Genomic DNA, 26645 nt, shown 5'->3' on the forward strand with positions numbered 1-26645 from the left:
CAGAGGCGGGACGGGTGCGGCGCGGGGACCTACGGCGTAGTAAGTCGTTATGGGCGGCGGACGCCCAACCACACAAGCCTAAGGCATGCGCGGGTGGGCATCCGCCGTCCAGATGCTTACCGAGAGTGCCTGGTACTTCTCAAGTCCTTACGGACGAGAGGGAGTTACCAGGAGCTCTTGGTCACGCCCGGCAGCTCGCCACGGTGAGCCATCTCACGAAGGCACACGCGGCACAGGCCGAACTTGCGGTACACGGAGTGGGGGCGACCGCAGCGCTGGCAGCGGGTGTACGCACGCACACCGAACTTGGGCTTGCGGGCAGCCTTCGCGATGAGAGCCTTCTTCGCCATCTCGCTTACGCCTCCTTGAAGGGGAAGCCGAGGTGACGAAGGAGCGCGCGGCCCTCAGCGTCGTTGGTCGCCGTGGTGACCACGGTGATGTCCATACCCCGGGTACGGTCGATCTTGTCCTGGTCGATCTCGTGGAACATGACCTGCTCCGTGAGACCGAAGGTGTAGTTGCCACGGCCGTCGAACTGCTTCGGCGACAGACCACGGAAGTCACGGATACGCGGCAGCGCGAGCGACAGCGTACGGTCCAGGAACTCCCACATGCGGTCACCACGGAGGGTGACGTGGCAGCCGATCGGCTGACCCTCACGCAGCTTGAACTGCGCGATGGACTTCCGGGCCTTCGTGACGGCCGGCTTCTGACCGGTGATCGTCGTCAGGTCCTTGATGGCGCCGTCGATCAGCTTGGAGTCGCGGGCGGCGTCGCCCACACCCATGTTGACCACGATCTTCACGAGGCCGGGAATCTGCATGACGTTCTCGTAGGAGAACTCCTCACGCAGCTTGCCCGCGATGTCCTCGCGGTACTTCGTCTTGAGACGCGGAGTGGTAGCCATCAGATGTCCTCACCCGTCCGCTTGGCAACGCGGATCTTGTTGCCCTCGTCGTCGAAGCGGTAGCCGACGCGGGTGACGACCTTCTTGCCGTCCTTCTCCACAACCAGCTGAACGTTGCTCACGTGGACCGGGGCCTCGGTGATGACGATGCCGCCGGCCTGGTTCTGCGCGGCCTTGGTGTGCTTCTTGACCCGGTTGACACCCTCGACCAGGACGCGGTTGTCAGCGGGGAAGGCGACGATGACCTTGCCCTGCTTGCCCTTGTCCTTGCCGGTGATGACCTGAACCAGGTCGCCCTTCTTGATCTTCATGCTTACAGCACCTCCGGCGCGAGCGAGATGATCTTCATGAACTTCTTCTCGCGCAGCTCACGGCCCACCGGGCCGAAGATACGGGTGCCGCGAGGGTCGCCGTCGTTCTTCAGAATGACAGCGGCGTTCTCGTCGAAGCGGATGTACGAGCCGTCCTGGCGGCGGCGCTCCTTGACGGTGCGAACGATGACAGCCTTGACGACGTCACCCTTCTTCACGTTGCCGCCGGGGATCGCGTCCTTGACGGTGGCGACGATGACGTCACCGACGCCCGCGTAGCGGCGACCGGAACCACCGAGAACACGGATGCAAAGGATCTCCTTGGCACCAGTGTTGTCGGCGACACGCAGTCGCGACTCCTGCTGGATCACGTGTATCTCCTGTTTGTCTGCCGGTTCCCGGCGGGGGCTTCACGCTCCGAAGAGCGCTCGCCCCCACCGAGCCTGGCGGAACGAATCCGGGGGAAACCCCCCGGACTGATTACTTGGCCTTCTCGAGGATCTCGACGATGCGCCAGCGCTTGCTCGCCGACAGCGGACGCGTCTCCATGATGAGGACGCGGTCGCCGACGCCGGCAGCGTTCTGCTCGTCGTGAGCCTTGAGCTTGTTCGTACGGCGGATGACCTTGCCGTACAGCGCGTGCTTGACGCGGTCCTCGACAGCGACGACGACGGTCTTGTCCATCTTGTCGCTGACGACCAGACCCTCACGGGTCTTGCGGAAACCGCGCTGCTCGGGGGTCTCAGTCACGTTCTTCTCGCTCATCAGGCGCTCTCCACCGTCTCGATACCGAGCTCACGCTCGTGCATCAGGGTGTAGATGCGAGCGATGTCCTTACGGACGGACTTGAGCCGGCCGTTGTTCTCCAGCTGACCCGTGGCCGCCTGGAAGCGGAGCTTGAACAGCTCCTCCTTGGCCTCGCGCAGCTTGCCAACGAGCTCCTCGTTGCCGAGCTCGCGCAGCTCGGACGCCTTGGTTCCCGTCGCCATCACGACTCACCTGCCTCGCGCCGAACAATCCGGCACTTCATCGGAAGCTTGTGAGCAGCGCGGGTGAGCGCCTCACGAGCAATCTTCTCGTTCGGGTAGGACAGCTCGAACATGACCCGGCCCGGGTGCACGTTCGCGATCCACCACTCGGGAGAACCCTTACCGGAACCCATGCGGGTCTCGGCAGGCTTCTTGGTGAGCGGGCGGTCCGGGTAAATGTTGATCCAGACCTTGCCGCCACGCTTGATGTGGCGGGTCATCGCGATACGAGCCGCCTCGATCTGGCGGTTCGTCACGTACGCCGGGGTCAGCGCCTGGATGCCGTACTCGCCGAACGAGACCTCAGTACCGCCCTTGGCCATACCGCGGCGCTTCGGGTGGTGCTGCTTGCGGTGCTTGACCCTACGAGGGATCAGCATGTCGGTCAGGCCTCCGTTCCGGTGCTCTCGGCCGGAGCGGCGGCGGGAGCGTCGGCCTTGGGGGCCTCGGCACCAGCAGCCTGCTGCGGCTTGCGGCCACCACGGCCGCCGCGCTCGCCACCACGGCCACCACGGCCGGCGGGACGGTCGCCAGCGCCCTGAGCACCACGGGCCGGGCGGTTACCCGCACGGGCCGCAGCGTTCTCGGCGCGAACCTCGGCGATGTTCTTGACGTCGCCCTTGTAGATCCAGACCTTCACACCGATACGGCCGAAGGTGGTCTTGGCCTCGAAGAAGCCGTAGTCCACGTTCGCGCGCAGCGTGTGCAGCGGCACACGACCCTCGCGGTAGAACTCGGAGCGGGACATCTCGGCGCCGCCGAGGCGACCGCCACACTGGATCTTGATGCCCTTGGCGCCGGCCTTCATCGTGCCCTGCATGCTCTTACGCATGGCGCGACGGAAGGAGACGCGGGAGGAGAGCTGCTCGGCAACGGCCTGGGCGACCAGCTGGGCATCGAGCTCGGGGTTCTTGACCTCGAGGATGTTCAGCTGGACCTGCTTGCCCGTGAGCTTCTCGAGGTCACCGCGGATGCGGTCGGCCTCGGCGCCACGGCGACCGATGACGATGCCCGGACGAGCGGTGTGGATGTCCACACGCACGCGGTCACGGGTGCGCTCGATCTCAACCTTCGAGATGCCGGCGCGCTCCATGCCGGACGTCATCATCCTGCGGATGGCGACGTCTTCCTTGACGTAGTCCTTGTACAGCTTGTCGGCGTACCAACGCGACTTGAAGTCGGTGGTGATGCCGAGCCGGAACCCGTGCGGGTTTACCTTCTGGCCCATTACCGGGAACCTTCCTTGCTGCTGACGACCACGGTGATGTGGCTGGTCCGCTTGCGGATCCGGTAGGCACGGCCCTGGGCACGCGGACGGAACCGCTTCAGGGTCGGGCCCTCGTCCACGTACGCCTCGCTGATGACCAGCGAAGAGGCGTCCGGGTGGTTGTAGTTGTGTGCGGCGTTGGCAATGGCGCTGTCCAGCACCTTGCCAACCGGCACGCTCGCGGCCTGCGGGGCGAAACGCAGGACCGCCTGAGCCTCCGTGGCATCCATGCCACGGATAAGGTCCACCACTCGGCGGGCCTTCATGGGCGTGACGCGGATGTACCGCGCCTGGGCCCTGGCTTCCATGGTTGTCCCTTCGGTGTAAGTCATAGTCGTAACCACCCCGCCTTTAGCGGCGCTTCGACTTCCGGTCGTCCTTGACGTGGCCGCGGAAGGTGCGAGTCGGCGAGAACTCGCCGAGCTTGTGGCCGACCATCGACTCGGTGACGAACACCGGGACGTGGGTCTTGCCGTTGTGCACCGCGATGGTGTGACCCAGCATGCTGGGGATGATCATCGAGCGACGGGACCAGGTCTTGATGACGTTCTTGGTGCCGGCTTCGTTCTGGACGTCCACCTTCTTTACGAGGTGGTCGTCGACGAAGGGCCCCTTCTTGAGACTGCGCGGCATCTAAACCCGCTCCTAGCGCTTCTTGTTCGTCTTGCGGCGGCGGACGATGTACTTGCTCGAAGCCTTCTTCGGCGAGCGAGTACGACCCTCCTTCTGACCCCACGGGGAGACCGGGTGGCGACCACCGCTGGTCTTACCCTCACCACCACCGTGCGGGTGGTCGACCGGGTTCATCGCGACACCGCGGACGGAGGGGCGAACGCCCTTCCAGCGCATGCGGCCGGCCTTGCCCCAGTTGATGTTCGACTGCTCGGCGTTGCCGACCTCGCCGACCGTGGCGCGGCAGCGCGCGTCGACGAGACGGATCTCGCCGGACGGCATGCGGAGGTGGGCCATGACGCCCTCCTTCGCCAGCAGCTGCACCGAGGCACCGGCGGAGCGGGCGAACTTGGCGCCGCCACCGGGACGGAGCTCGATCGCGTGGATCGTGGTACCGACCGGGATGTTGCGGAGTGCCAGGTTGTTGCCGGGCTTGATGTCGGCCGTGGGGCCGTTCTCAATCCGGTCGCCCTGCTTCAGGCTCTTCGGCGCGATGATGTAGCGCTTCTCGCCGTCGGCGTAGTGCAGCAGCGCGATGCGCGCCGTGCGGTTGGGGTCGTACTCGATGTGCGCGACCTTCGCCGGCACGCCGTCCTTGTCGTGACGACGGAAGTCGATCACGCGGTAGGCGCGCTTGTGACCGCCACCCTGGTGGCGAACAGTGATCCGACCGGTGTTGTTACGGCCGCCCTTGCTGTGCAGAGGGCGAACCAGCGACTTCTCCGGCGTGGACCGCGTGATCTCGACAAAGTCGGCGACGCTGGAGCCACGACGGCCCGGGGTCGTCGGCTTGTACTTGCGGATACCCATTTCTCAGTCCTCGTCCGATTCCGGACGACTAGACCTCCGTTAGGAGGCCTGGCCGCCGAAGATGTCGATTCGGTCGCCCTCAGCGAGGGTCACGATGGCGCGCTTGGTGTTCGCGCGCTTGCCGAAACCGGTCTTGGTGCGCTTGCGCTTACCCTGACGGTTGATCGTGTTGACCCCGGTGACCTTGACCGAGAAGACCGCCTCGACGGCCTGCTTGATCTGGGTCTTGTTGGCGCCGGGCGCGACGATGAACGTGTACTTGTTCTCGTCCAGCAGCGCGTAGCTCTTCTCCGAGACAACCGGCTTGATCAGCAGGTCGCGCGGGTCAGTGAAGGTCTTGCTGGTAACGGTCGCCTCAGACATCAGGCGTCGCTCCCTTCGGTCTCGTCGGCCTTGGGGCCAGACACGAAGGACTCGAAAGCGGCCTTGGTGAAGACCACGTCGTCAGAGACGATCACGTCGTACGTGTTCAGCTGGCCCGGCTCCAGGATGTGAACCTGGGGCAGGTTGCGGGCGGACAGCCACGCGGCCTCGTCGGCGCGGTCGACGACCAGGAGCAGGTTCTTGCGCTCCGAGATCTTGCCGAACAGCGTCTTGGCGGCCTTCGTGGAGGCGGCACCCTCGACCACGCCGGTGATGACGTGGATGCGGGAGTGACGCGCACGGTCCGAGAGGGCACCGCGGAGAGCGGCGGCCTTCATCTTCTTCGGGGTCCGCTGGGAGTAGTCACGCGGCTGCGGGCCGTGGACGACGCCACCGCCGACGAACTGCGGAGCGCGGGTGGAACCCTGGCGAGCGCGGCCGGTGCCCTTCTGGCGGTACGGCTTGCGGCCACCACCACGGACTTCGCCACGACGCTTGGTCTTGTGCGTGCCCTGACGGGCAGCAGCCAGCTGAGCGACAACGACCTGGTGGATCAGCGGAACGCTGGTCTTGGCGTCGAAGATCTCCGCGGGGAGCTCGACGGTACCGGCCTTGTCGCCTGCCGGCGAAAGGATGTCAATGGTGCTCATTACCTCAAGCCCCCTTGGCCGCGGTACGGACCAGGACGAGGCCGCCGTTCGGACCGGGGACCGCACCCTTGATGAGGAGCAGACCCTTCTCCGCGTCAACCGCGTGGATGGTCAGGTTCTGGGTGGTGACGCGCTCGTTACCCATACGACCGGCCATGCGCATGCCCTTGAAGACACGCCCAGGGGTGGCGCAGCCACCGATCGAACCGGGGGAGCGGTGCTTGCGCTGGACGCCGTGACCGGCACCGAGGCCCTTGAAGTTGTGACGCTTCATGACACCGGCGAAGCCCTTGCCCTTGCTGTTGCCCGTGACGTCAACCTTGACGCCGGACTCGAACACCTCAGCAGTGATCTCCTGGCCGAGCGTGTACTCGCTGGCGTCGGAGGTGCGGAGCTCCACCAGGTGGCGGCGGGGGGTGACGTCGGCCTTGGCGAAGTGGCCCTTGAGGGGCTTGTTCACCTTGCGCGGGTCGATCTCGCCGAAGGCGATCTGGACCGACTCGTAGCCGTCGATGTCGTTCGTACGGACCTGGGTAACGACGCAGGGTCCGGCCTTGACCACGGTGACCGGGACGACACGGTTGTTCTCGTCCCAGACCTGGGTCATGCCGAGCTTCTCGCCCAGGACGCCCTTGATCTGCTTTGCCATCTTCTCGACGCCTCTCAGAGCTTGATCTCGATGTCAACGCCGGCCGGAAGGTCCAGGCGCATCAGCGAGTCAACGGTCTTGGGAGTCGGGTCGAGGATGTCGATCAGGCGCTTGTGCGTGCGCATCTCGAAGTGCTCGCGCGAGTCCTTGTACTTGTGCGGCGACTTGATGACGCAGTACACGTTCTTCTCAGTGGGCAGCGGCACCGGGCCTGCGACCGACGCACCAGTGCGGGTCACCGTCTCGACGATCTTCTTCGCCGAGGAGTCGATGACCTCGTGGTCGTAGGCCTTGAGCCGGATGCGGATCTTCTGTCCCGCCATGGCTACTCCGTAGTCCTGTCTGTATGTGGAACGCTCTGGCTCCCGGTTGGCCGCGGGATGACTCCCGCAGTCTTTCCTCCGACCCACGCGGTCGGGCGTGTCGCACACCCTCTACAGAAAATTCCCATACGGAAATTCCCTCGTCCAAGGGGATGCGGTCCCTGACCGCGCATCGGGGGAGAGACACCCACCGAGTGCCTGGTAAGCACCTTGCTGACACTTCCCAGAAGATTCCCGTACGTCCGTCCCCATTGCTGCCCCGAAAGGCAGATTAAGGACGACGAGTACTGTGGGACTCGCTTCCGGTCCTCCCGGCGGGAGGCGCGCAGCATCGGCACTCAACCGAGCAACTTGAGTAGTCTGCCATACGGGACACGTACCTGGCCAATCGGGCGGAAGAGAATACCCCGCCGCGCGGACACGTCAAACTACGGCGCGCGTTTGCCCGACGGGGTCCCTGCCTGGTCAGGAGCGGGAAAGCGTCCCGCACTCCTCCTGGCGGCCGGTGTCGATGCCGCCGCTGCGGTCGTACGGATCGACCGCCGCGCCGGAGGGTTCCGGTCCGCTTGCCTCGCCGTCCGAGAAGAAGGACGGGTGCAGATAGCCGTCGTACCGGTCACAGGCCGTGTTGGCGACGTCCCGAAGGTTCGTGCGGATCCACAACGTCCCCGGCGTCGACTCCCACGCCTTCGGGTCCACGACCTGGAACGTCATCTCGCGCCGCACGATGGTCCGGGCCACGTCCTCCGGGTTCCCCCGGACCTTCACGAAGGGGTGGACGAAGGAGTAGTCCACCTTGATCTCGGCCTGGCCGGGCTCGGGACCCGCCTCCAGCCACATCCGCCCGCGCACCTTGACCACGTCGCCGACCGGTCGCAGCTCCGCGGGGTCGTACCGGGTGAACAGCTCCAGCGGGTCCGTCTCCTCGGTCGGCCGCTCGTACGCCGTCCGCATCCGCCGGTGCGTGTCGCCGTCCTTCGGATCGAGCAGCGCCAGCGCGGCCGCCGGGCGCTCGCCGCGCAGTACGGCCGGGTCCAGGTTGGCGGCCACCAGGAACTGCTTCGCCTTGGCGAGCCCGTCCGCGATCCGGTCCTGGTCCACGCCGTTGAGGGCCCGGGCCGGCGGCACCTCGATGGCGGCGGCGCCGTCCGCCCACTGGAGGGCCGGCGAGCCGCGGAACGGATCCTTCACGGTCGGCCTGTCGGGGTGCTCGACCTCCGGCGCCCCGGTCGGGCGGCCGGACTCCGCCGCCAACGGGCCGACGCGCTCCGCCTCTTGGCGCGCATCGGCCTTTCCCGTGACCCGGTCGATCAGCAGCTCCGGCCGCAGGGCGATCAGCGCCAGGCCGGCCACGAACAGGATCGCCGCCGCGCCCTTCAGTCGCCGCTTGCCCCTCCCCCGGCGCTCCCGCTCCTGCCAGGTCGGCCCGGTGCGCCAGCCCGGCGGCTCCGCCGCGGTCGCGTTCCGCCCGCGTCCGAAGCGGCCCGCCGCCTTCCGCCGTTCCTCGTCCTCGCGCCGCAGCCGCTCGGTCACCATCCGCGCCCGCGCGGACGGTTCCTTCGGCACGTCCGAACTCCGCTGCCCCGCCTGCTCGCCGAACCGCTGCCACTCCTCGTCGGATATGCGCGGTCCGTCGTCCTGCTGTGCCATCCCTGCCCCACCCCGTGAACCGTTCCACCGCGCCCGAAGGCGCCCCCTGCATCTGCGGTGCGAGCGTCTCATACGCCACCGACAGCCCCTCCGGCGCCCGTCCGCTCCCCCCGGGCCGCCGGGCATGCGGAAGGGCCCCTTCCCGCCGCCGGAGCGGTGGGAAGGGGCCCTTCCGTCATGCATGGTGTCCGCTCGCGCGGACGACCGGGTCAGAGCACGAAATTACTTCGTGATCTTGGTGACCTGGCCGGCGCCCACGGTACGACCACCCTCACGGATGGCGAACTTCAGGCCCTCTTCCATCGCGACGGGCTGGATGAGGTTGACCGTCATGTCGGTGTTGTCACCGGGCATGACCATCTCGGTGCCCTCGGGGAGGGTCACAACGCCCGTCACGTCCGTGGTACGGAAGTAGAACTGCGGGCGGTAGTTGTTGAAGAACGGGGTGTGACGGCCACCCTCGTCCTTCGACAGGATGTACGCGGCGGCCTCGAACTCGGTGTGCGGCGTGACCGAACCGGGCTTGATGATGACCTGGCCGCGCTCGACGTCCTCGCGCTTGATGCCACGGAGGAGCAGACCGACGTTCTCGCCCGCCTGGCCCTCGTCGAGCAGCTTGCGGAACATCTCGATGCCGGTGACCGTGGTGGTGGTCTTCTCCTGCTTGATGCCGATGATGTCAACGGTCTCGTTGACCTTCAGGACACCACGCTCGATACGACCGGTGACGACGGTGCCACGACCGGTGATCGTGAAGACGTCCTCGACGGGCATGAGGAAGGGCTTCTCGGTGTCACGCGGCGGGGTCGGGATCGCCTCGTCGACGGCGTCCATCAGGCCGAGGAGCTTGTCGCCCCACTCCTTGTCGCCCTCGAGCGCCTTCAGCGCGGAGACCTGGACGACCGGAAGGTCGTCGCCCGGGAAGTCGTACTCGGAGAGCAGCTCACGGACCTCGAGCTCGACGAGCTCCAGGATCTCCTCGTCGTCCACCATGTCGGCCTTGTTCAGGGCGACGACGATGTACGGGACGCCGACCTGGCGGGCCAGGAGCACGTGCTCCTTGGTCTGCGGCATCGGGCCGTCGGTGGCGGCGACCACGAGGATGGCACCGTCCATCTGCGCGGCACCGGTGATCATGTTCTTGATGTAGTCCGCGTGACCCGGGCAGTCGACGTGGGCGTAGTGACGCGCCTCGGTCTGGTACTCGACGTGCGCGATCGAGATGGTGATACCGCGCTGACGCTCCTCAGGAGCCTTGTCGATCTGATCGAAGGCCGAAGCCGCGTTCAGGTCCGGGTACTTGTCGTGCAGCACCTTGGTAATGGCGGCCGTGAGGGTCGTCTTACCGTGGTCAATGTGACCGATGGTGCCGATGTTGACGTGCGGCTTAGTCCGCTCGAACTTCGCCTTCGCCACGGGGGTCCTCCTGAGAGTGGTTCTGTACGCCTTGAATGGTCGGCGCCAGGTGATCTTTGCTGGATAGCCGGTTCCCCCGGGGCAGCGGGAGGGTTGCTCCTGTTGCCCCAGAGGCTCCGGTGACAAGCCTAAAGCGTGTACTCGGAAGAGTTACTCGCCCTTGGCCTTCGCGATGATCTCCTCAGCGACGTTCCGGGGAACCTCGGCGTAGGAGTCGAACTGCATCGAGTAGCTGGCGCGACCCGAGGTCTTGCTGCGGAGGTCTCCGACGTAGCCGAACATCTCCGAAAGCGGCACGAGGCCCTTCACGAGACGAGCGCCGTGACGCTCCTCCATGGCCTGGATCTGGCCACGGCGGGAGTTGATGTCACCGATGACGTCGCCCATGGACTCCTCGGGCGTGGTGACCTCAACGGACATCATCGGCTCGAGCAGGACGGGAGACGCCTTGCGAGCGGCTTCCTTGAAGGCCTGCGAACCGGCGATCTTGAAGGCGAGCTCCGAGGAGTCCACCTCGTGGTAGCCACCGTCGAGAAGAATGACGCGAACGCCGGTCATCTCGTAGCCGGCCAGGATGCCGAACTGCATGGCTTCCTGCGCACCGGCGTCGACCGAGGGAATGTACTCCCTCGGGATGCGGCCACCGGTGACCTTGTTGACGAACTCGTACGCCGGACCGTCGGCCTCGAGGATGGGCTCGATCGCGATCTGCACCTTGGCGAACTGACCGGTACCACCGGTCTGCTTCTTGTGGGTGTAGTCGTGACGCTCGACGGTCTTGCGGATCGTCTCGCGGTAGGCCACCTGCGGCTTGCCGACGTTGGCCTCGACCTTGAACTCGCGCTTCATGCGGTCGACCAGCACCTCGAGGTGCAGCTCGCCCATACCGCCGAGGATGGTCTGGCCGGTCTCCTCGTCCGAGTGGACGTGGAAGGAGGGGTCCTCCTCCGCCAGGGACTGGATGGCGACACCCAGCTTCTCCTGGTCGCCCTTGGACTTGGGCTCGATGGCGACCTGGATGACCGGAGCCGGGAAGTCCATGGACTCCAGGATCACGGGCGCCTTGTCGTCACACAGCGTCTCACCGGTGGTGGTCTGCTTCAGGCCCATGACGGCGACGATGTCACCGGCGCCCACCGACGCGATCTCCTCACGCTTGTTCGCGTGCATGCGGTAGATCTTGCCGATGCGCTCCTTCTTGCCCTTGACGGAGTTCAGCACCGCGGTGCCGGCCTCCAGGCGGCCCGAGTAAACCCGGACGAAGGTGAGCTTGCCGAGGTGCGGGTCACGCATGATCTTGAACGCGAGCGCCGCGAGGGGCTCCTCGTCCGAGGGCTTGCGCTTCACGACGACCTCGGCGTCACGGACGTCGTGGCCTTCGATGGCCTCGATGTCCAGCGGCGACGGGAGGTAGCGGACGACGGCGTCGAGCAGGGGCTGAACACCCTTGTTCTTGAACGCCGTACCACAGAACACCGCGGTGATCGTGGGCTCGCCCTTGCCCTTGCCGGAGCCGAGGATGATGCGACGCACGGCGGCGTGCAGCTGCTCGACGGAGGGCTCGTTGCCCTCCAGGAACAGCTCCATGATCTCGTCGTCGTTCTCGGCGACGGTCTCGACCAGCTTGCCGCGCCACTCTTCAGCAGCCTCGGTGTGCGTGGCCGGGATGTCGACGATGTCGTACATCTCGCCCTTGGTCGCCTCGGCGGACCAGACGAACGCCTTCATCGTGACGAGGTCGACGACACCCTGGAAGTCGGCCTCGGCACCGATGGGGAGCTGCATGACGATCGGAACCGCACCGAGGCGGTCCTTGATCATGTCGACGCAGCGGTGGAACTCGGCGCCGGTGCGGTCCAGCTTGTTGACGAAGCAGATGCGCGGGACGCCGTAGCGGTCCGCCTGACGCCAAACGGTCTCGGACTGCGGCTCAACACCGGCGACACCGTCGAACACGGTGACGGCGCCGTCGAGGACGCGGAGCGAACGCTCCACCTCGACGGTGAAGTCCACGTGACCCGGGGTGTCGATGATGTTGATGGTGTGGTCGACGTCTTCGAGCGGCCAGTGACAGGTGGTGGCGGCAGACGTGATGGTGATACCACGCTCCTGCTCCTGCTCCATCCAGTCCATCGTGGCGGCGCCGTCGTGGACCTCACCGATCTTGTAAGACACACCGGTGTAGAACAGGATGCGCTCGGTGGTGGTCGTCTTGCCCGCGTCGATGTGGGCCATGATCCCGATGTTGCGGACCTTGGCCAGGTCAAGCGAAGTGGTAGCCATAAGGCTTCGGTCTTCTCTCGGTCTCGATGTGGGGTGGGACTACCAGCGGTAGTGCGCGAAGGCCTTGTTGGACTCGGCCATCTTGTGCGTGTCCTCACGCTTCTTGACGGCCGCACCGAGGCCGTTCGAGGCGTCGAGGAGCTCGTTCATGAGGCGCTCGGTCATGGTCTTCTCACGACGGGCGCGGGAGTAACCCACGATCCAGCGCAGCGAGAGGGTGGCCGCGCGACCGGGCTTGACCTCGATCGGAACCTGGTAGGTCGCGCCACCGACACGGCGGGACTTGACCTCGAGCGACGGCTTGACGTTCTCCAGCGCGCGCTTCAGCGTGATGACCGGGTCAGCGCCGGTCTTCTCGCGGAGGCCTTCCATGGCGCCGTAAACGATGCGCTCGGCGGTGGAGCGCTTGCCGTTCAGGAGGATCTTGTTGATGAGCGACGTCACCAGAGGAGATGCGTAGACCGGGTCGATGATGACCGGGCGCTTCGGGGCGGGGCCCTTACGAGGCATTCTTACTTCTCCTTCTTGGCGCCGTAGCGGCTGCGGGCCTGCTTGCGGTTCTTGACAGCCTGGGTGTCAAGCGCACCGCGGATGATCTTGTAACGAACACCCGGCAGGTCCTTCACACGGCCACCACGCACGAGCACGATCGAGTGCTCCTGCAGGTTGTGTCCCTCACCCGGAATGTAAGCGGTGACCTCGATGCCGGAGGTCAGACGCACGCGCGCGACCTTACGGAGCGCCGAGTTCGGCTTCTTCGGGGTGGTCGTGAACACACGCGTGCAGACGCCGCGACGCTGGGGCGAAGCCTCAAGCGCGGGGGTCTTTGTCTTCTCGACCTTGTCCTGCCGGCCCTTACGGACCAGCTGCTGGATCGTAGGCACTACTTCTCCGGTTTCTGTGTGCCGTGTAGTGAAACTAACCTGGAACATCTCCGACCCACGCGGTCGGGTGTGTCGGATCCGGCGGACCTCCGCGCAAGCACGGAAACGCATGGATCGCGGTGGCCGATGCGGGCTCACGTGCGGTTGGTGGACACGCACAGGAGCCCAGGCACACCCCAGGCACAAGGTCTGAGCGTACCCACCGCATCCACTCCGGTCAAAACATGAGCCCAGCCGCCCCGACCTCCGCACCTCCACAGGTCAGGTGCCGCACGGGCGTACGCCCTCTGAGGCGGCCCGGCCGCGCGGAGTTCGAGCCGACGTGGTAGAGCGGGCCAACTACACTTCCAGCGAATCCCAGCAGGTCAGTCCAAAACGTACGAGCGCCAGGAGCAGGACATTGGGGACGGTCACCTCGGAGCCGAAGACGGCCGGCAGCCCGCCCCCCGGCGACGGCCGGGGCCCCGCCACGCGCCGACGCACCCGCCCGACCGGCCTGTACGGTCCGCTCCTCGCGTTCCTGGTCACCGCGGGCGCCTTCTGCGCGGCCTGGGTGGCCCGCGGCACCTTCCCCTTCGGCAACACCGGCCGGGCCCTCAACGACCAGGCCAACCAGTACGTCCCGTTCCACCGCGCGCTATGGGACCTGGTCCACGGCCAGGCCGCCGGGGACGTGCTGTTCACCTGGCGCGGGGGCTTCGGTCAACAGTTCCTGTCCGACTACTACACCTACCTCGGCAACCCGTTCTCCTGGCCGGCCGTGCTCGTCCCGCGCGAGCACGTGGACCTGGCCGTCTTCGCGATCACCCCGATCACCATGGGCACCGCCGCCGCCCTGATGACGGTGTACCTCGGCAAGCTCCGGAGCGGCCCGTGGTGGCAGCGGGGCGTGCTCGGGGCGACGTACGGGCTGTGCGGCTGGGCGCTGAGCGACGCCTCGTACATCCCGATGTGGCTGTGGGGCCTGGTGGCCCTGCCGCTGCTCGGGATCGCCGTCGAGTGGTGCCTGGAGGGGCGCCGGTGGCCGGGGGTGGCGCTGCTGGTCTCGCTCGCCTGGTTCGGCAACTTCTACACCGCGATGATGGCGACGATGGCCGCCTGCGTGCTGCTCGCCGTCCGCCTGATCACCCTCGACCTGACGGGCGCCCAGCGGTTGCGGGCCCTGGCCCGGGCCGCCACGGCGACGGTGACGGGCATCCTGCTGACGCTGCCCCTGCTGCTGCCGTCGTTCCTGTCCAGCGGGGCGGCGCAGCCCACGAAGGCGGCCGCCTTCGACCCGGTGCGGATCGAGATCTTCCTGGCGGGGATGTTGCCGGCGACGCACCTGTGGGGCGGCCGGCCCCGGCTCTACGTCGCCTCGCTCGGCCTGATCCTGGCCGGCGCCTTCCTCTTCAACACCGCCATCGCGAAGCGGACCCGGCTGGTGTGGGCGGCCGCGACCCTGCTCGTCGTCGTCTCCTTCCAGTTCCCGCCGACGCAGTACGTCTGGCACGGGCTGGCCGTGCCCAACGGCAACCCGTACCGCGAGGCGTTCGTCTTCAGCGGCATGGTCGTGGTGCTGGCCTGGCTGTCGTTGGCCAACCGGCCCCGCCCGCTGCACCTGGCGCTCGCCGCCGCGCTGCTGGTCGTGGCCGCCTTCGTGCTGCGGCGCACCGACGACTTCGGCGGCTGGACGTGGCCCGCGGTCCTCGGCGGCGGCTCTCTCTCGCTGCTGGCCCTGGTCCTGCTGGGGCTCGGGCAGGGACACGGGCTCGGGCACGGGCACGGGCACGGGTCCAGGCTCGGCGACAAGCGCCGGTTCCTGGTCCCGGTGGCCGCCGCCCTGATGGTCGCCGTCGTCTTCGCCGAGTCCACGGCCGCCGCGGCCAACGCGGACGCCCGGCGCGCCCGCGAACGCTGGGCGAAACCGGCCGCGACCTCCAGCCAGTCCATCGCGAACCACTTCGAGGCCGTCCGAGGCGTGGACGGATGGCCCGCCCACCGGACGGATTCGGGCGCGCCGCAGACCTCGTACAACGACGCGCTCGCCCTTCGGGCGGAGGGGCCGCAGTACTACAGCAGCTACCTCCCGGCGGCCACGTACCAGGCCCTGGAACCGCTGGGCTACGGCTGGAAGAACGACGGCCGGACCTTCTTCGGCGCCGACAACCCGGTGCTCGACGCGATCTTCTCGATCGGCGCCCGGGTCCGCCCGGGCACCGCCCCCGACTCCTGGACGGCCACCACCTTCGCGGCGCCGCCCCTGGTCACCCTCCGCTCGACCCCGTACGCCTCCCCGAACCCCGCGGACAGCGTCTGGGCCCACCAGGAGAACGTCCTGGGCGCCACGGTGTACCGCGTCCCCGAGGTCCGCCGCGGCGGCACCCCCACCGCGCAGGCGTACACCGCGCAGTGCGCTCCCGGCTCCGCGGCCTTCTGGTACTCCCCCGAGCTCTACGGCAGCCTGGCGCACGGTTCCGCCCGCCGCCCCCTGGAGGACCGCATGAGCGGGGTCCTCCCGCTGGGCCCCGTCCCCGCCTCGGGCGCCGTCGAGGTCACCGTCGACACCCGGACCGCCGACGCCACGGCCGGCGCGCACCCCATCGGCTGCCTCGACCGGACCGCCCTGGACGCCCGGATCCGCGACCTGACGGCCACCGGCGCCACCTCCGTCGACACGGGCGGCCACACCATCGAGGCGACCCTCCCCCGCGGCGCCTCGGGCACCGCCGTCCTGGCCATGACGAACGTCCCGGGCTGGCAGTGCTCGGCACCGATCCGCCCCTTCCACGGCCTGGTCGCCCTGGACATCGCCCCCGGCACCTCGAAGGTCTCCTGCGCCTTCACCCCGAAGGGCCTCACCCCGGGCCTGGCAGCCGCCGCCCTGGCCCTCCTCACCCTCGTCTCGGTCACCACCACCACGTACGTCCGCCGCCGGCGCGAGAAGAACGCGTAGCGCCCCGACCCACGCGTGAGCCCCCCGGCCGGACGGCCGGGGGGCTCACGCGTACCCGGGCACGGGACGGGCCGGCCCCCGGGGGAACGCCGCAGGGCGGCCACCCTCTCGGGTGACCGCCCTGCGGTGGGTGCTCTGCTGCGACTCAGCCGTTGTACGGGCCGTAGTCGTAGTCCTCCAGCGGGACAGCCTGGCCGGAGCCGGTGCCGAAGGGCGAGTAGTCGATGTCGTCGTAACCGACGGCCGAGTACATCGCGGCCTTGGCTTCCTCGGTCGGCTCCACCCGGATGTTGCGGTAGCGGGCGAGGCCCGTACCGGCCGGGATGAGCTTACCGATGATGACGTTCTCCTTGAGGCCGATGAGGCTGTCGGACTTGGCGTTGATCGCCGCATCCGTCAGGACTCGGGTCGTCTCCTGGAAGGAGGCGGCCGACAGCCAGGATTCCGTCGCCAGCGAAGCCTTGGTGATACCCATCAGCTGCGGACGACCGGAGGCGGGGTGACCGCCCTCGGTGACCACGCGACGGTTCTCGGTCTCGAACTTCGAGCGCTCGACGAGCTCGCCCGGCAGGAGCTCCGCGTCGCCGGACTCGATGATCGTCACGCGGCGCAGCATCTGCCGGATGATGATCTCGATGTGCTTGTCGTGGATCGACACGCCCTGCGAGTTGTAGACCTTCTGGACTTCGCCGACCAGGTGGACCTGGACGGCACGCTGGCCGAGGATGCGCAGCACGTCGTGCGGGTTGGTGGCACCCATGGTGAGCTTCTGGCCCACCTCGACGTGGTCGCCCTCGTGCACGATGACCTTGGCGCGCTTGGAGATCGGGAACGCCGTCTCCTCGCTGCCGTCGTCGGGCGTGATGACGATCTTCTTCGTCTTCTCGGTCTCCTCGATCCGCACGCGACCGGCGGCCTCGGAGATCGGGGCGACACCCTTCGGGGTACGGGCTTCGAAGAGCTCGACGACACGCGGCAGACCCTGCGTGATGTCGTCACCGGCCACACCACCGGTGTGGAAGGTACGCATCGTCAGCTGGGTACCGGGCTCACCGATGGACTGGGCGGCGATGATGCCGACCGCCTCACCGATGTCGACCAGCTTGCCGGTGGCCAGCGAGCGGCCGTAGCAGAAGGCACAGGTGCCGACCGCGGACTCGCAGGTCAGGACCGAGCGGGTCTTGACCTCCTCGACGCCGTTCGCGATGAGGGCGTCGATGAGGACGTCACCGAGGTCCACGTTCGCCGGCGCGATGACCTTGCCGTCGATGACGACGTCCTCGGCCAGCATGCGGGCGTACACGGAGGTCTCGACGTCGTCCGCCTTCTGGAGGACACCCGCCTCGTTCTTGACACCGATCTTGAGCTTGAGGCCGCGCTCGGTGCCGCAGTCCTCCTCGCGGATGATGACGTCCTGCGAGACGTCCACCAGACGACGGGTGAGGTAACCCGAGTCGGCGGTACGCAGGGCGGTGTCCGCCAGACCCTTACGGGCACCGTGCGTGGAGATGAAGTACTCCAGAACGGTGAGGCCCTCACGGAAGGACGCCTTGATCGGACGCGGGATGGTCTCGTTCTTCGCGTTCGACACCAGACCACGCATACCGGCGATCTGTCGCATCTGCATCATGTTTCCTCGGGCACCCGAGTCAACCATCATGAAGATGGGGTTCGTCTTGGGGAAGTTCGCGTTCATCGCCTCGGCGACCTCGTTGGTCGCCTGCGTCCAGATCTGGATGAGCTCCTGAGTGCGCTCCTCCTTGGTGATCAGACCGCGCTCGTACTGCTTCTGGACCTTCTCGTCCTTGGCCTCGTAGCCCGCGACGATCGCCTTCTTCGCCTCGGGAACGACGACGTCGGAGATGGCCACGGTGACGCCCGAACGGGTCGCCCAGTGGAAGCCGGCCGCCTTCAGGTTGTCGAGCGTCGCCGCCACGATGACCTTGGGGTAGCGCTCCGCCAGGTCGTTGACGATCTCGGAGAGCTGCTTCTTGCCCACCGAGTAGTCGACGAACGGGTAGTCCTCGGGCAGCAGCTCGTTGAAGAGCGCGCGACCCAGGGTCGTCTTCAGACGGAAGCTGTCGCCCGGCTGGAACTCGCGTTCCCCGACGACGTCGTCGCCGGCTTCGGCGACCGGCGGCACCCAACCGCGCGGCGGGATGGTGCCCACCGGGAAGCGGATGTCGACGGACGACTGGAGAGCGAGCTCGCCGTTGTCGAACGCCATGGTCGCCTCGGCGGAGGAGCCGAACGCGCGGCCCTCACCCTTGACGTCACGGAGCTCACCGTCGGTGGTCAGGAAGAACAGACCGAGGACCATGTCCTGGGTCGGCATCGTGACCGGACGGCCGTCGGCGGGCTTCAGGATGTTGTTCGAGGACAGCATCAGGATGCGGGCCTCGGCCTGCGCCTCCGCGGAGAGCGGGAGGTGCACGGCCATCTGGTCACCGTCGAAGTCCGCGTTGAACGCGGTGCAGACGAGCGGGTGGATCTGGATGGCCTTGCCTTCGACCAGCTGGGGCTCGAAGGCCTGGATGCCGAGGCGGTGCAGCGTGGGCGCACGGTTCAGCAGGACCGGGTGCTCGGCGATGACCTCTTCGAGGACGTCGTAGACGACCGTGCGACCGCGCTCGACCATCCGCTTCGCCGACTTGATGTTCTGCGCGTGGTTCAGGTCGACCAGGCGCTTCATCACGAACGGCTTGAAGAGCTCCAGCGCCATGGCCTTGGGCAGACCACACTGGTGCAGCTTCAGCTGCGGACCGACGACGATCACGGAACGCGCGGAGTAGTCCACGCGCTTGCCGAGGAGGTTCTGACGGAATCGACCCTGCTTGCCCTTCAGCATGTCGCTGAGGGACTTCAGGGGACGGTTACCGGGACCGGTCACCGGACGACCACGACGACCGTTGTCGAAGAGGGCGTCGACGGCCTCCTGGAGCATGCGCTTCTCGTTGTTCACGATGATCTCGGGGGCACCGAGGTCGAGAAGGCGCTTCAGGCGGTTGTTGCGGTTGATCACGCGGCGGTACAGGTCGTTCAGGTCGGAGGTCGCGAAGCGGCCACCGTCCAGCTGCACCATCGGACGCAGGTCCGGCGGGATCACCGGCACGCAGTCCAGCACCATGCCCTTGGGGCTGTTGCTGGTCTGCAGGAACGCGGAGACGACCTTGAGGCGCTTGAGCGCACGGGTCTTCTTCTGGCCCTTGCCGGTACGGATGATCTCGCGGAGGCGCTCGGCCTCCTCCTCCAGGTCGAAGGACTCCAGGCGCTTCTGCAGCGCCGCGGCACCCATCGAACCGTCGAAGTACGTACCGAAGCGGTCGCGCAGCTCGCGGTAGAGCAGCTCGTCGCCCTCGAGGTCCTGGACCTTGAGGTTCTTGAAGCGGTTCCACACCTCGTCGAGGCGGTCGATCTCGCGCTGGGCGCGGTCACGGAGCTGCTTCATCTCGCGCTCGGCACCTTCGCGCACCTTGCGGCGTACGTCGGCCTTCGCGCCCTCGGCCTCGAGCTCGGCCAGGTCGGTCTCGAGCTTCTTGGCACGGCCTTCGAGGTCGGAGTCGCGGCGGTTCTCGATCTGCTGGCGCTCGACGGAGACGTGGGCCTCCAGCGACGGCAGGTCGCGGGTGCGGCGCTCGTCGTCCACGAACGTGATCATGTACGCGGCGAAGTAGATGACCTTTTCGAGGTCCTTCGGCGCGAGGTCCAGCAGGTATCCGAGGCGCGACGGGACGCCCTTGAAGTACCAGATGTGGGTGACGGGAGCGGCAAGCTCGATGTGGCCCATCCGCTCACGACGCACCTTGGCGCGCGTGACCTCGACGCCGCAGCGCTCGCAGATGATGCCCTTGAAGCGAACACGCTTGTACTTGCCGCAGTAGCACTCCCAGTCCCGGGTCGGACCGAAGATCTTCTCGCAGAAGAGTCCGTCCTTCTCGGGCTTGAGCGTGCGGTAGTTGATGGTCTCCGGCTTCTTGACCTCGCCGTGGGACCAGGTTCGGATGTCGTCCGCGGTGGCAAGGCCGATCCGCAGCTCGTCGAAGAAGTTGACGTCGAGCACTGTGCGTCAATCCCTCTTTCGGGGTCGAGTCTCAATCATGGTCTGAACGGTCCCGGGGATGACGGGGGGCTCTTGAGCGAGCCCCCCGTCAGGCCCGTCAGACCTCTTCGACGCTGCTCGGCTCACGCCGGGACAGGTCGATACCGAGCTCCTCCGCCGCGCGGAAGACGTCCTCGTCGGTGTCGCGCATCTCGATGGACATGCCGTCCGAGGACAGCACCTCCACGTTGAGGCAGAGCGACTGCATTTCCTTGATGAGCACCTTGAAGGACTCGGGAATGCCCGGCTCGGGGATGTTCTCGCCCTTGACGATGGCCTCGTAGACCTTCACGCGGCCGGTGACGTCATCGGACTTGATGGTCAGCAGCTCCTGGAGGGCGTAAGCGGCGCCATAAGCCTCAAGCGCCCACACCTCCATCTCACCGAAGCGCTGGCCACCGAACTGCGCCTTACCACCCAGCGGCTGCTGCGTGATCATCGAGTACGGACCGGTCGACCGCGCGTGGAGCTTGTCATCGACCAGGTGGTGGAGCTTGAGGATGTACATGTACCCGATGGAGATCGGGTCCGGGAACGGCTCGCCGGAGCGGCCGTCGAACAGACGCGCCTTGCCGGACGGGAGGACCAGGCGGTCACCGTCGCGGTTCGGGATGGTGTGCTCGAACAGACCCGTGAGTTCGTCCTCGCGGGCACCGTCGAACACCGGGGTGGCGACGTTGGTGCCGGGCTCGACGCGGTCGGCGCCGATGACCTTGAGGCGCTCGGCCCACTCCTCGCCGAGACCGGAGACGTCCCAGCCGCGGCTGGCGAGCCAGCCGAGGTGGATCTCCAGGACCTGACCCGGGTTCATTCGGGACGGGACACCCAGCGGGTTGAGGATGATGTCGACCGGCGTGCCGTCTTCCAGGAAGGGCATGTCCTCGATCGGAAGGATCTTGGAGATGACGCCCTTGTTGCCGTGACGACCGGCGAGCTTGTCGCCGTCGGTGATCTTGCGCTTCTGGGCGACGTAGACGCGGACCAGCTGGTTCACGCCCGGAGGAAGCTCGTCGCCCTCCTCGCGGTCGAAGACGCGGACGCCGATGACCTTGCCGATCTCACCGTGAGGAACCTTGAGCGAGGTGTCACGCACCTCGCGGGCCTTCTCACCGAAGATCGCGCGGAGCAGACGCTCCTCCGGGGTCAGCTCGGTCTCACCCTTGGGCGTGACCTTGCCGACCAGGATGTCGCCGGCGACGACGTCCGCACCGATGCGGATGATGCCGCGCTCGTCGAGGTCCGCGAGGACCTCCTCGGAGACGTTCGGGATGTCCCGGGTGATCTCCTCGGGGCCCAGCTTGGTGTCACGGGCGTCGACCTCGTGCTCCTCGATGTGGATCGAGGAGAGGACGTCGTCCTGTACGAGGCGCTGCGACAGGATGATCGCGTCCTCGTAGTTGTGACCTTCCCAGGGCATGAACGCCACGAGCAGGTTCTTGCCGAGGGCCATTTCGCCCTCTTCGGTCGCGGGACCGTCGGCGAGGACCTGGGACTCGATGATCCGGTCACCCTCGTTGACGATGACCTTCTGGTTGACCGAGGTGCCCTGGTTCGAGCGGGAGAACTTGGCGACGCGGTACGTGGTGTACGTGCCGTCGTCGTTGGCGACGGTGATGTAGTCGGCCGAGACCTCCTGGACGACACCGTCCTTCTCCGCACGGATCGAGTCACCGGCGTCGACCGCACAGCGGTACTCCATGCCGGTGCCGACGAGCGGCGCTTCCGCCTTGATGAGCGGAACGGCCTGGCGCATCATGTTCGCGCCCATGAGGGCACGGTTGGCGTCGTCGTGCTCCAGGAAGGGGATCATCGCGGTCGCGACGGACACCATCTGGCGCGGGGAGACGTCCATGTAGTCGACGTCGTCGCCGGCGATGTAGTCGATCTCGCCGCCACGACGACGAACCAGCACGCGGTTCTCGGTGAAGCGCATCTCGTCGTTCAGGCCGGCGTTGGCCTGGGCGATGACGAAGCGGTCTTCCTCGTCGGCCGTCAGGTAGTCGACGTCGTCGGTGACGACACCCTCGATGACCTTGCGGTACGGGGTCTCGACGAAACCGAACGCGTTGACGCGACCGTAGGACGCGAGCGAGCCGATCAGACCGATGTTCGGGCCTTCGGGGGTCTCGATCGGGCACATGCGGCCGTAGTGCGACGGGTGGACGTCTCGGACCTCGAAGCCGGCCCGCTCACGGGACAGACCACCGGGGCCCAGCGCCGACAGGCGGCGCTTGTGGGTCAGGCCCGACAGCGGGTTGTTCTGGTCCATGAACTGCGACAGCTGGCTGGTGCCGAAGAACTCCTTGATGGAGGCGACGACCGGCCGGATGTTGATCAGGGTCTGCGGCGTGATCGCCTCGACGTCCTGGGTCGTCATCCGCTCGCGGACGACGCGCTCCATACGAGCCAGACCCGTGCGGACCTGGTTCTGGATGAGCTCGCCGACGTTGCGCAGACGACGGTTGCCGAAGTGGTCGATGTCGTCGGTCTCGACGACGATCGAACGGCCGGACTCGCCGGTCGTCTCGGTCTCACCCGCGTGCAGCTTGACCAGGTACTTGATCGTCGCGATGACGTCGTCGGTGGTCAGCACACCGGCGTCGAGCGGCTCGTCGGCGCCGAGCTTCTTGTTCACCTTGTAGCGGCCGACCTTCGCGAGGTCGTAGCGCTTCGGGTTGAAGTAGAGGTTCTCGAGCAGCGTCTGAGCGGCCTCGCGGGTCGGCGGTTCGCCCGGACGCAGCTTGCGGTAGATGTCGAGCAGCGCGTCGTCCTGGCCCTGGGTGTGGTCCTTCTCCAGGGTGGCGCGCATGGACTCGTACTCGCCGAACTCCTCCAGGATCTGCTCGGTGGTCCAGCCGAGGGCCTTCAGGAGGACGGTGACGGACTGCTTGCGCTTGCGGTCGATGCGGACACCGACCATGTCGCGCTTGTCGATCTCCATCTCCAGCCAGGCACCCCGGGACGGGATGATCTTGGCGGCGAAGATGTCCTTGTCGGACGTCTTGTCGATGGAGGAGTCGAAGTAGACACCGGGGGAGCGGACAAGCTGCGACACGACGACACGCTCGGTGCCGTTGATGACGAAGGTGCCCTTGTTGGTCATGAGCGGGAAATCGCCCATGAAGACCGTCTGAGACTTGATCTCTCCGGTCTCGTTGTTCGTGAACTCGGCTGTGACGAACAGCGGCGCCGCGTACGTGAAGTCGCGGTCCTTGCACTCGTCGACAGAGTTCTTCGCCGGCTCGAAACGGTGGTCGCGGAAGGTCAGCGACATCGACCCGGAGAAGTCCTCGATCGGCGAGATCTCCTCGAAGATCTCTTCCAGACCGGACTTGGTGGGGACGTCCTGTCCACTCTCAAGCGCCGACTCGACGCGAGACTTCCAGGCGGCGTTGCCGAGCAGCCAGTCAAAGCTCTCGGTCTGCAGCGCCAGGAGGTTCGGAACCTCGAGGGGTTCCTTGATCTTTGCAAAGGAGATGCGCAGCGGGGCGGTGCTGGCACCGTTGTTCGTATTGGTCGAGGCGTTGCGCGAGGCGGCCAAGAGGGGGTCCTTCCGAGGGCTCGGACTCACTACGCGCGTACCGGTCCCAGCCGACACGGAAGACGGACGTTCTCGATCCGGCAGAAAAGACCAGGTCGGAGACGATCAATCAGTGTGCTCAAGCGTGGGCATGCCCCTGGCGACGGGCAGGGGGCAGCTAACAGGCAGCGCAAAGGGTCAGTGTAGCCACTCGGCTCACTGATGTCCAGACCAGGTTTCCGGAAACCGGCAACAGGCCTTCCCCATGTCGTTTGAACTACCCCTGCCAACGCTCGGCCTCGCACACAGAGCGCGTATCAGTACTGCCCTCTTCGTAACCGATCCATGCCTGGTATCTCGAATCCCACCGGGCGGAGTCGGCAACGGGACTGAGAATTGCGCGCCGCCGGCCGTTCGTCAAGGCCCCGTGCTCCGAGCGGATCATCTTCGGACCCTGCTCCAGGGCAACGATGATCACCCTACTCCCCAAGGGGACCAGGGCAAGTCAGGCACTACGGGTACGCCAAAGGGCGACCACCCTTACGGGTGATCGCCCTTGGAAGAGGCTTCGGAGAGCCTCTGAGGTGTTACTTGACCTCGACGCCGGCGCCGGCAGCCTTGAGGGCCTCGGCGGCCTTGTCAGCGGCCTCCTTGGCGACCTTCTCGAGGACGGGCTTCGGGGCGCCGTCAACGAGGTCCTTGGCTTCCTTCAGACCCAGGGAGGTCAGCTCGCGCACGACCTTGATGACCTGGATCTTCTTGTCGCCGGCACCGGTGAGGATGACGTCGAACTCGTCCTGCTCCTCAGCGGCCTCAACGGCGGCGGGGGCGCCCGGACCGGCAACGGCGACGGCCGCGGCGGCGGTGACGTCGAACTTCTCCTCGAACGCCTTAACGAACTCGGAGAGCTCGATGAGGGTGAGCTCCTCGAACTGGGCGAGGAGTTCGTCCTGGGTGAGCTTCGCCATGATGGGCGATCCTTCCACTAATTCGGCAGGTGCCGGATGTATATGGGGGCGGGCGTAACGGCCCGCTTTGACCCACGCACTAGGCGGCGTGGATCAGTGCGCGAGCCGAGTTACTCGGCACCGCCCTGCTCGGCGAGCTTGACGCGAAGCGCTTCCGCGGTGCGGACGAACTTCGACGGCAGCGCCTGGAAGAGCGAGGCAGCCTGGGACTGCTTGCCCTTGAACGCGCCGGCCAGCTTGCTGAGCAGAACCTCGCGGGACTCGAGGTCCGCAAGCTTCTTGATCTCATCGGCGGTGAGCGCCTTACCATCAAGGACACCCGCCTTGATGATGAGGTTGGGGTTGTCCTTGGCGAAGTCACGCAGGCTCTTCGCCGACTCCACCGGGTCACCGGTGATGAAGGCGACCGCGGTCGGACCAGCGAAGTGCTCGTCCAGCGCGGTGATCCCGGCCTGGTTGGCCGCAATCTTGGTCAGCGTGTTCTTCACCACGGCGTACTGGGCGTTCTCACCGAGCGAACGACGCAGCGTCTTGAGCTGCGCGACGGTGAGACCCCGGTACTCGGTCAGCACGGCGGCGTTCGAGCTCTGGAACTGGTCCGTGAGCTCGGCTACCGCGGCAGCCTTGTCGGGCCTTGCCATAGAGCGTCGGCCTCCTTCCGGGTGATGAGGACCGCTCAGAAGGGGCTGAACAAAACGAAACGCCCCGGCGCAAGCGCACGGGGCGTAAGCTCAACCGAATCACTCCGGGAGCTTCTCCACGAACACCTGCGCAGGACGTCCGCAGTCAGCGGATCCTTCGGCCGCCACGCTCTTGCGAGCACGGCAACGACCAGCGGTCTTTGGCTTCTGGTGAAGCGTACGTGAAGCGGTCCAGTCGAGGCAAATCGCCTCGGGAGCGCCCCGGGACACCGGTACCGCGGTGCCCTCGACAGCACTCAGGCGGTGCCGCCCGTGCTGCCCTTCATCATCTCCGCCAGGTCCACGACCTTGTCGGCCGGCGGGGCCGTGACCTCGACGGGCTTGTTGACGTCGTGGAACTTGATGGTGAGGTCCATCGGGCCCTCGGTGCCCTGGCCGCGGGTGCGGACCTGCTTGGTCTGGTCGGCCTCGTCGATCCAGATGTCCATCGTCAGTTCCTTGATGCCCTGGGCCTCCAGCATCTTCAGGTTCTTCTCCTGACGGGCCTTGGCCTCGGGCGTGGTCGCGGCGCTCGGGTCCTTCAGCTGGTCCAGCGTGACCGTGCCCGTCAGGTGGGTGGTCTTCTGACCGTCGATGGTCTCCTCGCCGACGGTCTTCAGGTCCTTGGCCAAGCTCAGGTCGTTCGCCTTGTCGCCCGGGTTCTCGCCCTGCTGGCCGCCGCCGAGGGCGTCCAGCTTCTTGGCCTCTTCCGGAGCGAGCGACTTCAGGTCGAACTTCATCCACTTGTCCTCGCTGCCCAGGTAGAGGGCGCCGTCGAGGAGGCGGATGCCGACGCTTTGGCCGGGCGTCTGCGGCGAGGCCATCGTCATGGACATCGCGACGTCGGGCTTGAGGCGCATGGCGGCCTCGCCGGAGATCGCGTTGCCCGCGGCGGTGCCGGACATGGTGTACCGCAGCGAGGTGATGTCCGCGGACTTCTTCTTCGTCTTCTCCAGGAACGCGGCCGGCGCGACCACGGCCGGCGCCTGGGCGGCCGGGGACTGCGCCGGGGCGGCGGCGCCGTCCTTCTTCGCGTCCTTCCCGTCCTGGCACGCCGTGGCCCCGCCCACGAGCAGTACGGCGGTCAGTGCGCCGCCGATGGTCTTCCTGCGGTATGCAGACATGAAGGTCCCCACCCCTTGTGTGATCGTCATTTGATTTCGACTTTACGTTCCCGTCACGCTCGAACGCGCGGCCATTACGCCCTCGTGCCCCCTCTGTGGCACGGAA

General features: G+C 66.8%; 26 protein-coding genes. 1 reads left to right on the plus strand and 25 read right to left on the minus strand.

Going from position 1 to position 26645, the window contains the following annotated elements:
* Positions 1 to 164 precede the first annotated feature (164 nt).
* The 20 genes from ACZ4XJ_RS30085 to rpsL all read right to left on the minus strand — a co-directional run bounded on the left by ACZ4XJ_RS30085 (position 165) and on the right by rpsL (position 13213).
* Complete coding sequence (locus ACZ4XJ_RS30085) at positions 165 to 350, minus strand: type Z 30S ribosomal protein S14 (RefSeq protein WP_003956452.1); 186 nt, start codon at positions 348 to 350, stop codon at positions 165 to 167.
* Positions 351 to 355: 5 nt separating this feature from the next.
* Positions 356 to 907 (minus strand): 50S ribosomal protein L5, encoded by a 552-nt coding sequence (rplE, locus tag ACZ4XJ_RS30090; RefSeq protein WP_030008469.1) that lies wholly within the window; start codon positions 905 to 907, stop codon positions 356 to 358.
* Complete coding sequence (gene rplX, locus ACZ4XJ_RS30095; RefSeq protein WP_030008468.1) at positions 907 to 1218, minus strand: 50S ribosomal protein L24; 312 nt, start codon at positions 1216 to 1218, stop codon at positions 907 to 909. Before rplX ends, rplE begins: the two co-directional genes overlap by 1 nt.
* Before the next feature lie 2 nt (positions 1219 to 1220).
* Complete coding sequence (gene rplN, locus ACZ4XJ_RS30100) at positions 1221 to 1589, minus strand: 50S ribosomal protein L14 (protein ID WP_053682618.1); 369 nt, start codon at positions 1587 to 1589, stop codon at positions 1221 to 1223.
* A gap of 109 nt (positions 1590 to 1698) precedes the next feature.
* Positions 1699 to 1983, minus strand: coding sequence for a 30S ribosomal protein S17 (rpsQ, locus tag ACZ4XJ_RS30105; RefSeq protein ID WP_362882666.1), 285 nt, complete (start codon positions 1981 to 1983; stop codon positions 1699 to 1701).
* Positions 1983 to 2207 (minus strand): 50S ribosomal protein L29, encoded by a 225-nt coding sequence (gene rpmC, locus ACZ4XJ_RS30110; RefSeq protein WP_008739703.1) that lies wholly within the window; start codon positions 2205 to 2207, stop codon positions 1983 to 1985. Before rpmC ends, rpsQ begins: the two co-directional genes overlap by 1 nt.
* Entirely contained in the window at positions 2207 to 2626 is a 420-nt protein-coding gene (gene rplP / locus ACZ4XJ_RS30115; RefSeq protein ID WP_030026326.1) for a 50S ribosomal protein L16, read from the minus strand. The genes rpmC and rplP overlap by 1 nt, the downstream gene beginning before the upstream one ends.
* Before the next feature lie 5 nt (positions 2627 to 2631).
* Entirely contained in the window at positions 2632 to 3474 is an 843-nt protein-coding gene (gene rpsC, locus ACZ4XJ_RS30120) for a 30S ribosomal protein S3 (RefSeq protein WP_008739710.1), read from the minus strand.
* Complete coding sequence (gene rplV / locus ACZ4XJ_RS30125; RefSeq protein WP_362882716.1) at positions 3474 to 3821, minus strand: 50S ribosomal protein L22; 348 nt, start codon at positions 3819 to 3821, stop codon at positions 3474 to 3476. Before rplV ends, rpsC begins: the two co-directional genes overlap by 1 nt.
* Positions 3822 to 3864: 43 nt before the next feature.
* The gene (rpsS, locus tag ACZ4XJ_RS30130; RefSeq protein WP_008739713.1) at positions 3865 to 4146 is read right to left on the minus strand and encodes a 30S ribosomal protein S19; all 282 of its coding nucleotides are present in this window, start codon (positions 4144 to 4146) and stop codon (positions 3865 to 3867) included.
* A gap of 12 nt (positions 4147 to 4158) precedes the next feature.
* Complete coding sequence (gene rplB / locus ACZ4XJ_RS30135) at positions 4159 to 4995, minus strand: 50S ribosomal protein L2 (protein WP_031146577.1); 837 nt, start codon at positions 4993 to 4995, stop codon at positions 4159 to 4161.
* A gap of 39 nt (positions 4996 to 5034) precedes the next feature.
* The gene (gene rplW / locus ACZ4XJ_RS30140; protein WP_037792012.1) at positions 5035 to 5358 is read right to left on the minus strand and encodes a 50S ribosomal protein L23; all 324 of its coding nucleotides are present in this window, start codon (positions 5356 to 5358) and stop codon (positions 5035 to 5037) included.
* Positions 5358 to 6008, minus strand: coding sequence for a 50S ribosomal protein L4 (gene rplD, locus ACZ4XJ_RS30145; RefSeq protein ID WP_362882664.1), 651 nt, complete (start codon positions 6006 to 6008; stop codon positions 5358 to 5360). The genes rplW and rplD overlap by 1 nt, the downstream gene beginning before the upstream one ends.
* A gap of 4 nt (positions 6009 to 6012) precedes the next feature.
* Positions 6013 to 6657 (minus strand): 50S ribosomal protein L3, encoded by a 645-nt coding sequence (gene rplC, locus ACZ4XJ_RS30150; RefSeq protein WP_281204232.1) that lies wholly within the window; start codon positions 6655 to 6657, stop codon positions 6013 to 6015.
* Positions 6658 to 6671: 14 nt separating this feature from the next.
* Positions 6672 to 6980: a 30S ribosomal protein S10 gene (gene rpsJ / locus ACZ4XJ_RS30155; protein WP_003948644.1), complete on the minus strand. Its 309-nt coding sequence runs from the start codon at positions 6978 to 6980 to the stop codon at positions 6672 to 6674.
* Between the two features lie 465 nt (positions 6981 to 7445).
* On the minus strand, positions 7446 to 8630 hold the full coding sequence (locus ACZ4XJ_RS30160; RefSeq protein ID WP_468498021.1) for a hypothetical protein: 1185 nt from the start codon (positions 8628 to 8630) through the stop codon (positions 7446 to 7448).
* A 222-nt stretch (positions 8631 to 8852) separates the two neighbouring features.
* Positions 8853 to 10046 carry an elongation factor Tu gene (tuf, locus tag ACZ4XJ_RS30165; protein ID WP_281204230.1) on the minus strand — a complete coding sequence of 398 codons (1194 nt, stop codon included), beginning with the start codon at positions 10044 to 10046 and terminating at the stop codon, positions 8853 to 8855.
* A 150-nt stretch (positions 10047 to 10196) separates the two neighbouring features.
* Complete coding sequence (gene fusA / locus ACZ4XJ_RS30170) at positions 10197 to 12329, minus strand: elongation factor G (protein ID WP_362882660.1); 2133 nt, start codon at positions 12327 to 12329, stop codon at positions 10197 to 10199.
* A 39-nt stretch (positions 12330 to 12368) separates the two neighbouring features.
* The gene (gene rpsG / locus ACZ4XJ_RS30175) at positions 12369 to 12839 is read right to left on the minus strand and encodes a 30S ribosomal protein S7 (protein WP_330298073.1); all 471 of its coding nucleotides are present in this window, start codon (positions 12837 to 12839) and stop codon (positions 12369 to 12371) included.
* A 2-nt stretch (positions 12840 to 12841) separates the two neighbouring features.
* Positions 12842 to 13213: a 30S ribosomal protein S12 gene (gene rpsL / locus ACZ4XJ_RS30180; RefSeq protein WP_007265893.1), complete on the minus strand. Its 372-nt coding sequence runs from the start codon at positions 13211 to 13213 to the stop codon at positions 12842 to 12844.
* 400 nt (positions 13214 to 13613) lie between these two features.
* Here rpsL and ACZ4XJ_RS30185 point away from each other — a divergent pair, with 400 nt between their 5' ends.
* On the plus strand, positions 13614 to 16148 hold the full coding sequence (locus ACZ4XJ_RS30185) for a YfhO family protein (RefSeq protein WP_468498022.1): 2535 nt from the start codon (positions 13614 to 13616) through the stop codon (positions 16146 to 16148).
* A gap of 145 nt (positions 16149 to 16293) precedes the next feature.
* Here ACZ4XJ_RS30185 and ACZ4XJ_RS30190 read toward each other — a convergent pair whose 3' ends face one another.
* The 5 genes from ACZ4XJ_RS30190 to ACZ4XJ_RS30210 all read right to left on the minus strand — a co-directional run bounded on the left by ACZ4XJ_RS30190 (position 16294) and on the right by ACZ4XJ_RS30210 (position 26539).
* Complete coding sequence (locus tag ACZ4XJ_RS30190; protein WP_383989041.1) at positions 16294 to 20208, minus strand: DNA-directed RNA polymerase subunit beta'; 3915 nt, start codon at positions 20206 to 20208, stop codon at positions 16294 to 16296.
* Between the two features lie 97 nt (positions 20209 to 20305).
* Entirely contained in the window at positions 20306 to 23788 is a 3483-nt protein-coding gene (gene rpoB / locus ACZ4XJ_RS30195) for a DNA-directed RNA polymerase subunit beta (RefSeq protein ID WP_362884127.1), read from the minus strand.
* A 566-nt stretch (positions 23789 to 24354) separates the two neighbouring features.
* A complete protein-coding gene (rplL, locus tag ACZ4XJ_RS30200; protein WP_281204225.1) occupies positions 24355 to 24735 on the minus strand; it encodes a 50S ribosomal protein L7/L12 in 381 nt (126 codons plus the stop codon).
* Positions 24736 to 24845: 110 nt separating this feature from the next.
* On the minus strand, positions 24846 to 25376 hold the full coding sequence (gene rplJ / locus ACZ4XJ_RS30205; RefSeq protein WP_030710304.1) for a 50S ribosomal protein L10: 531 nt from the start codon (positions 25374 to 25376) through the stop codon (positions 24846 to 24848).
* Positions 25377 to 25672: 296 nt separating this feature from the next.
* Entirely contained in the window at positions 25673 to 26539 is an 867-nt protein-coding gene (locus tag ACZ4XJ_RS30210) for an SCO4651 family lipoprotein (RefSeq protein WP_468498023.1), read from the minus strand.
* Between the last annotated feature and the right edge of the window lie 106 nt (positions 26540 to 26645).

The organism is Streptomyces sp. NPDC029836 (assembly GCF_055574495.1).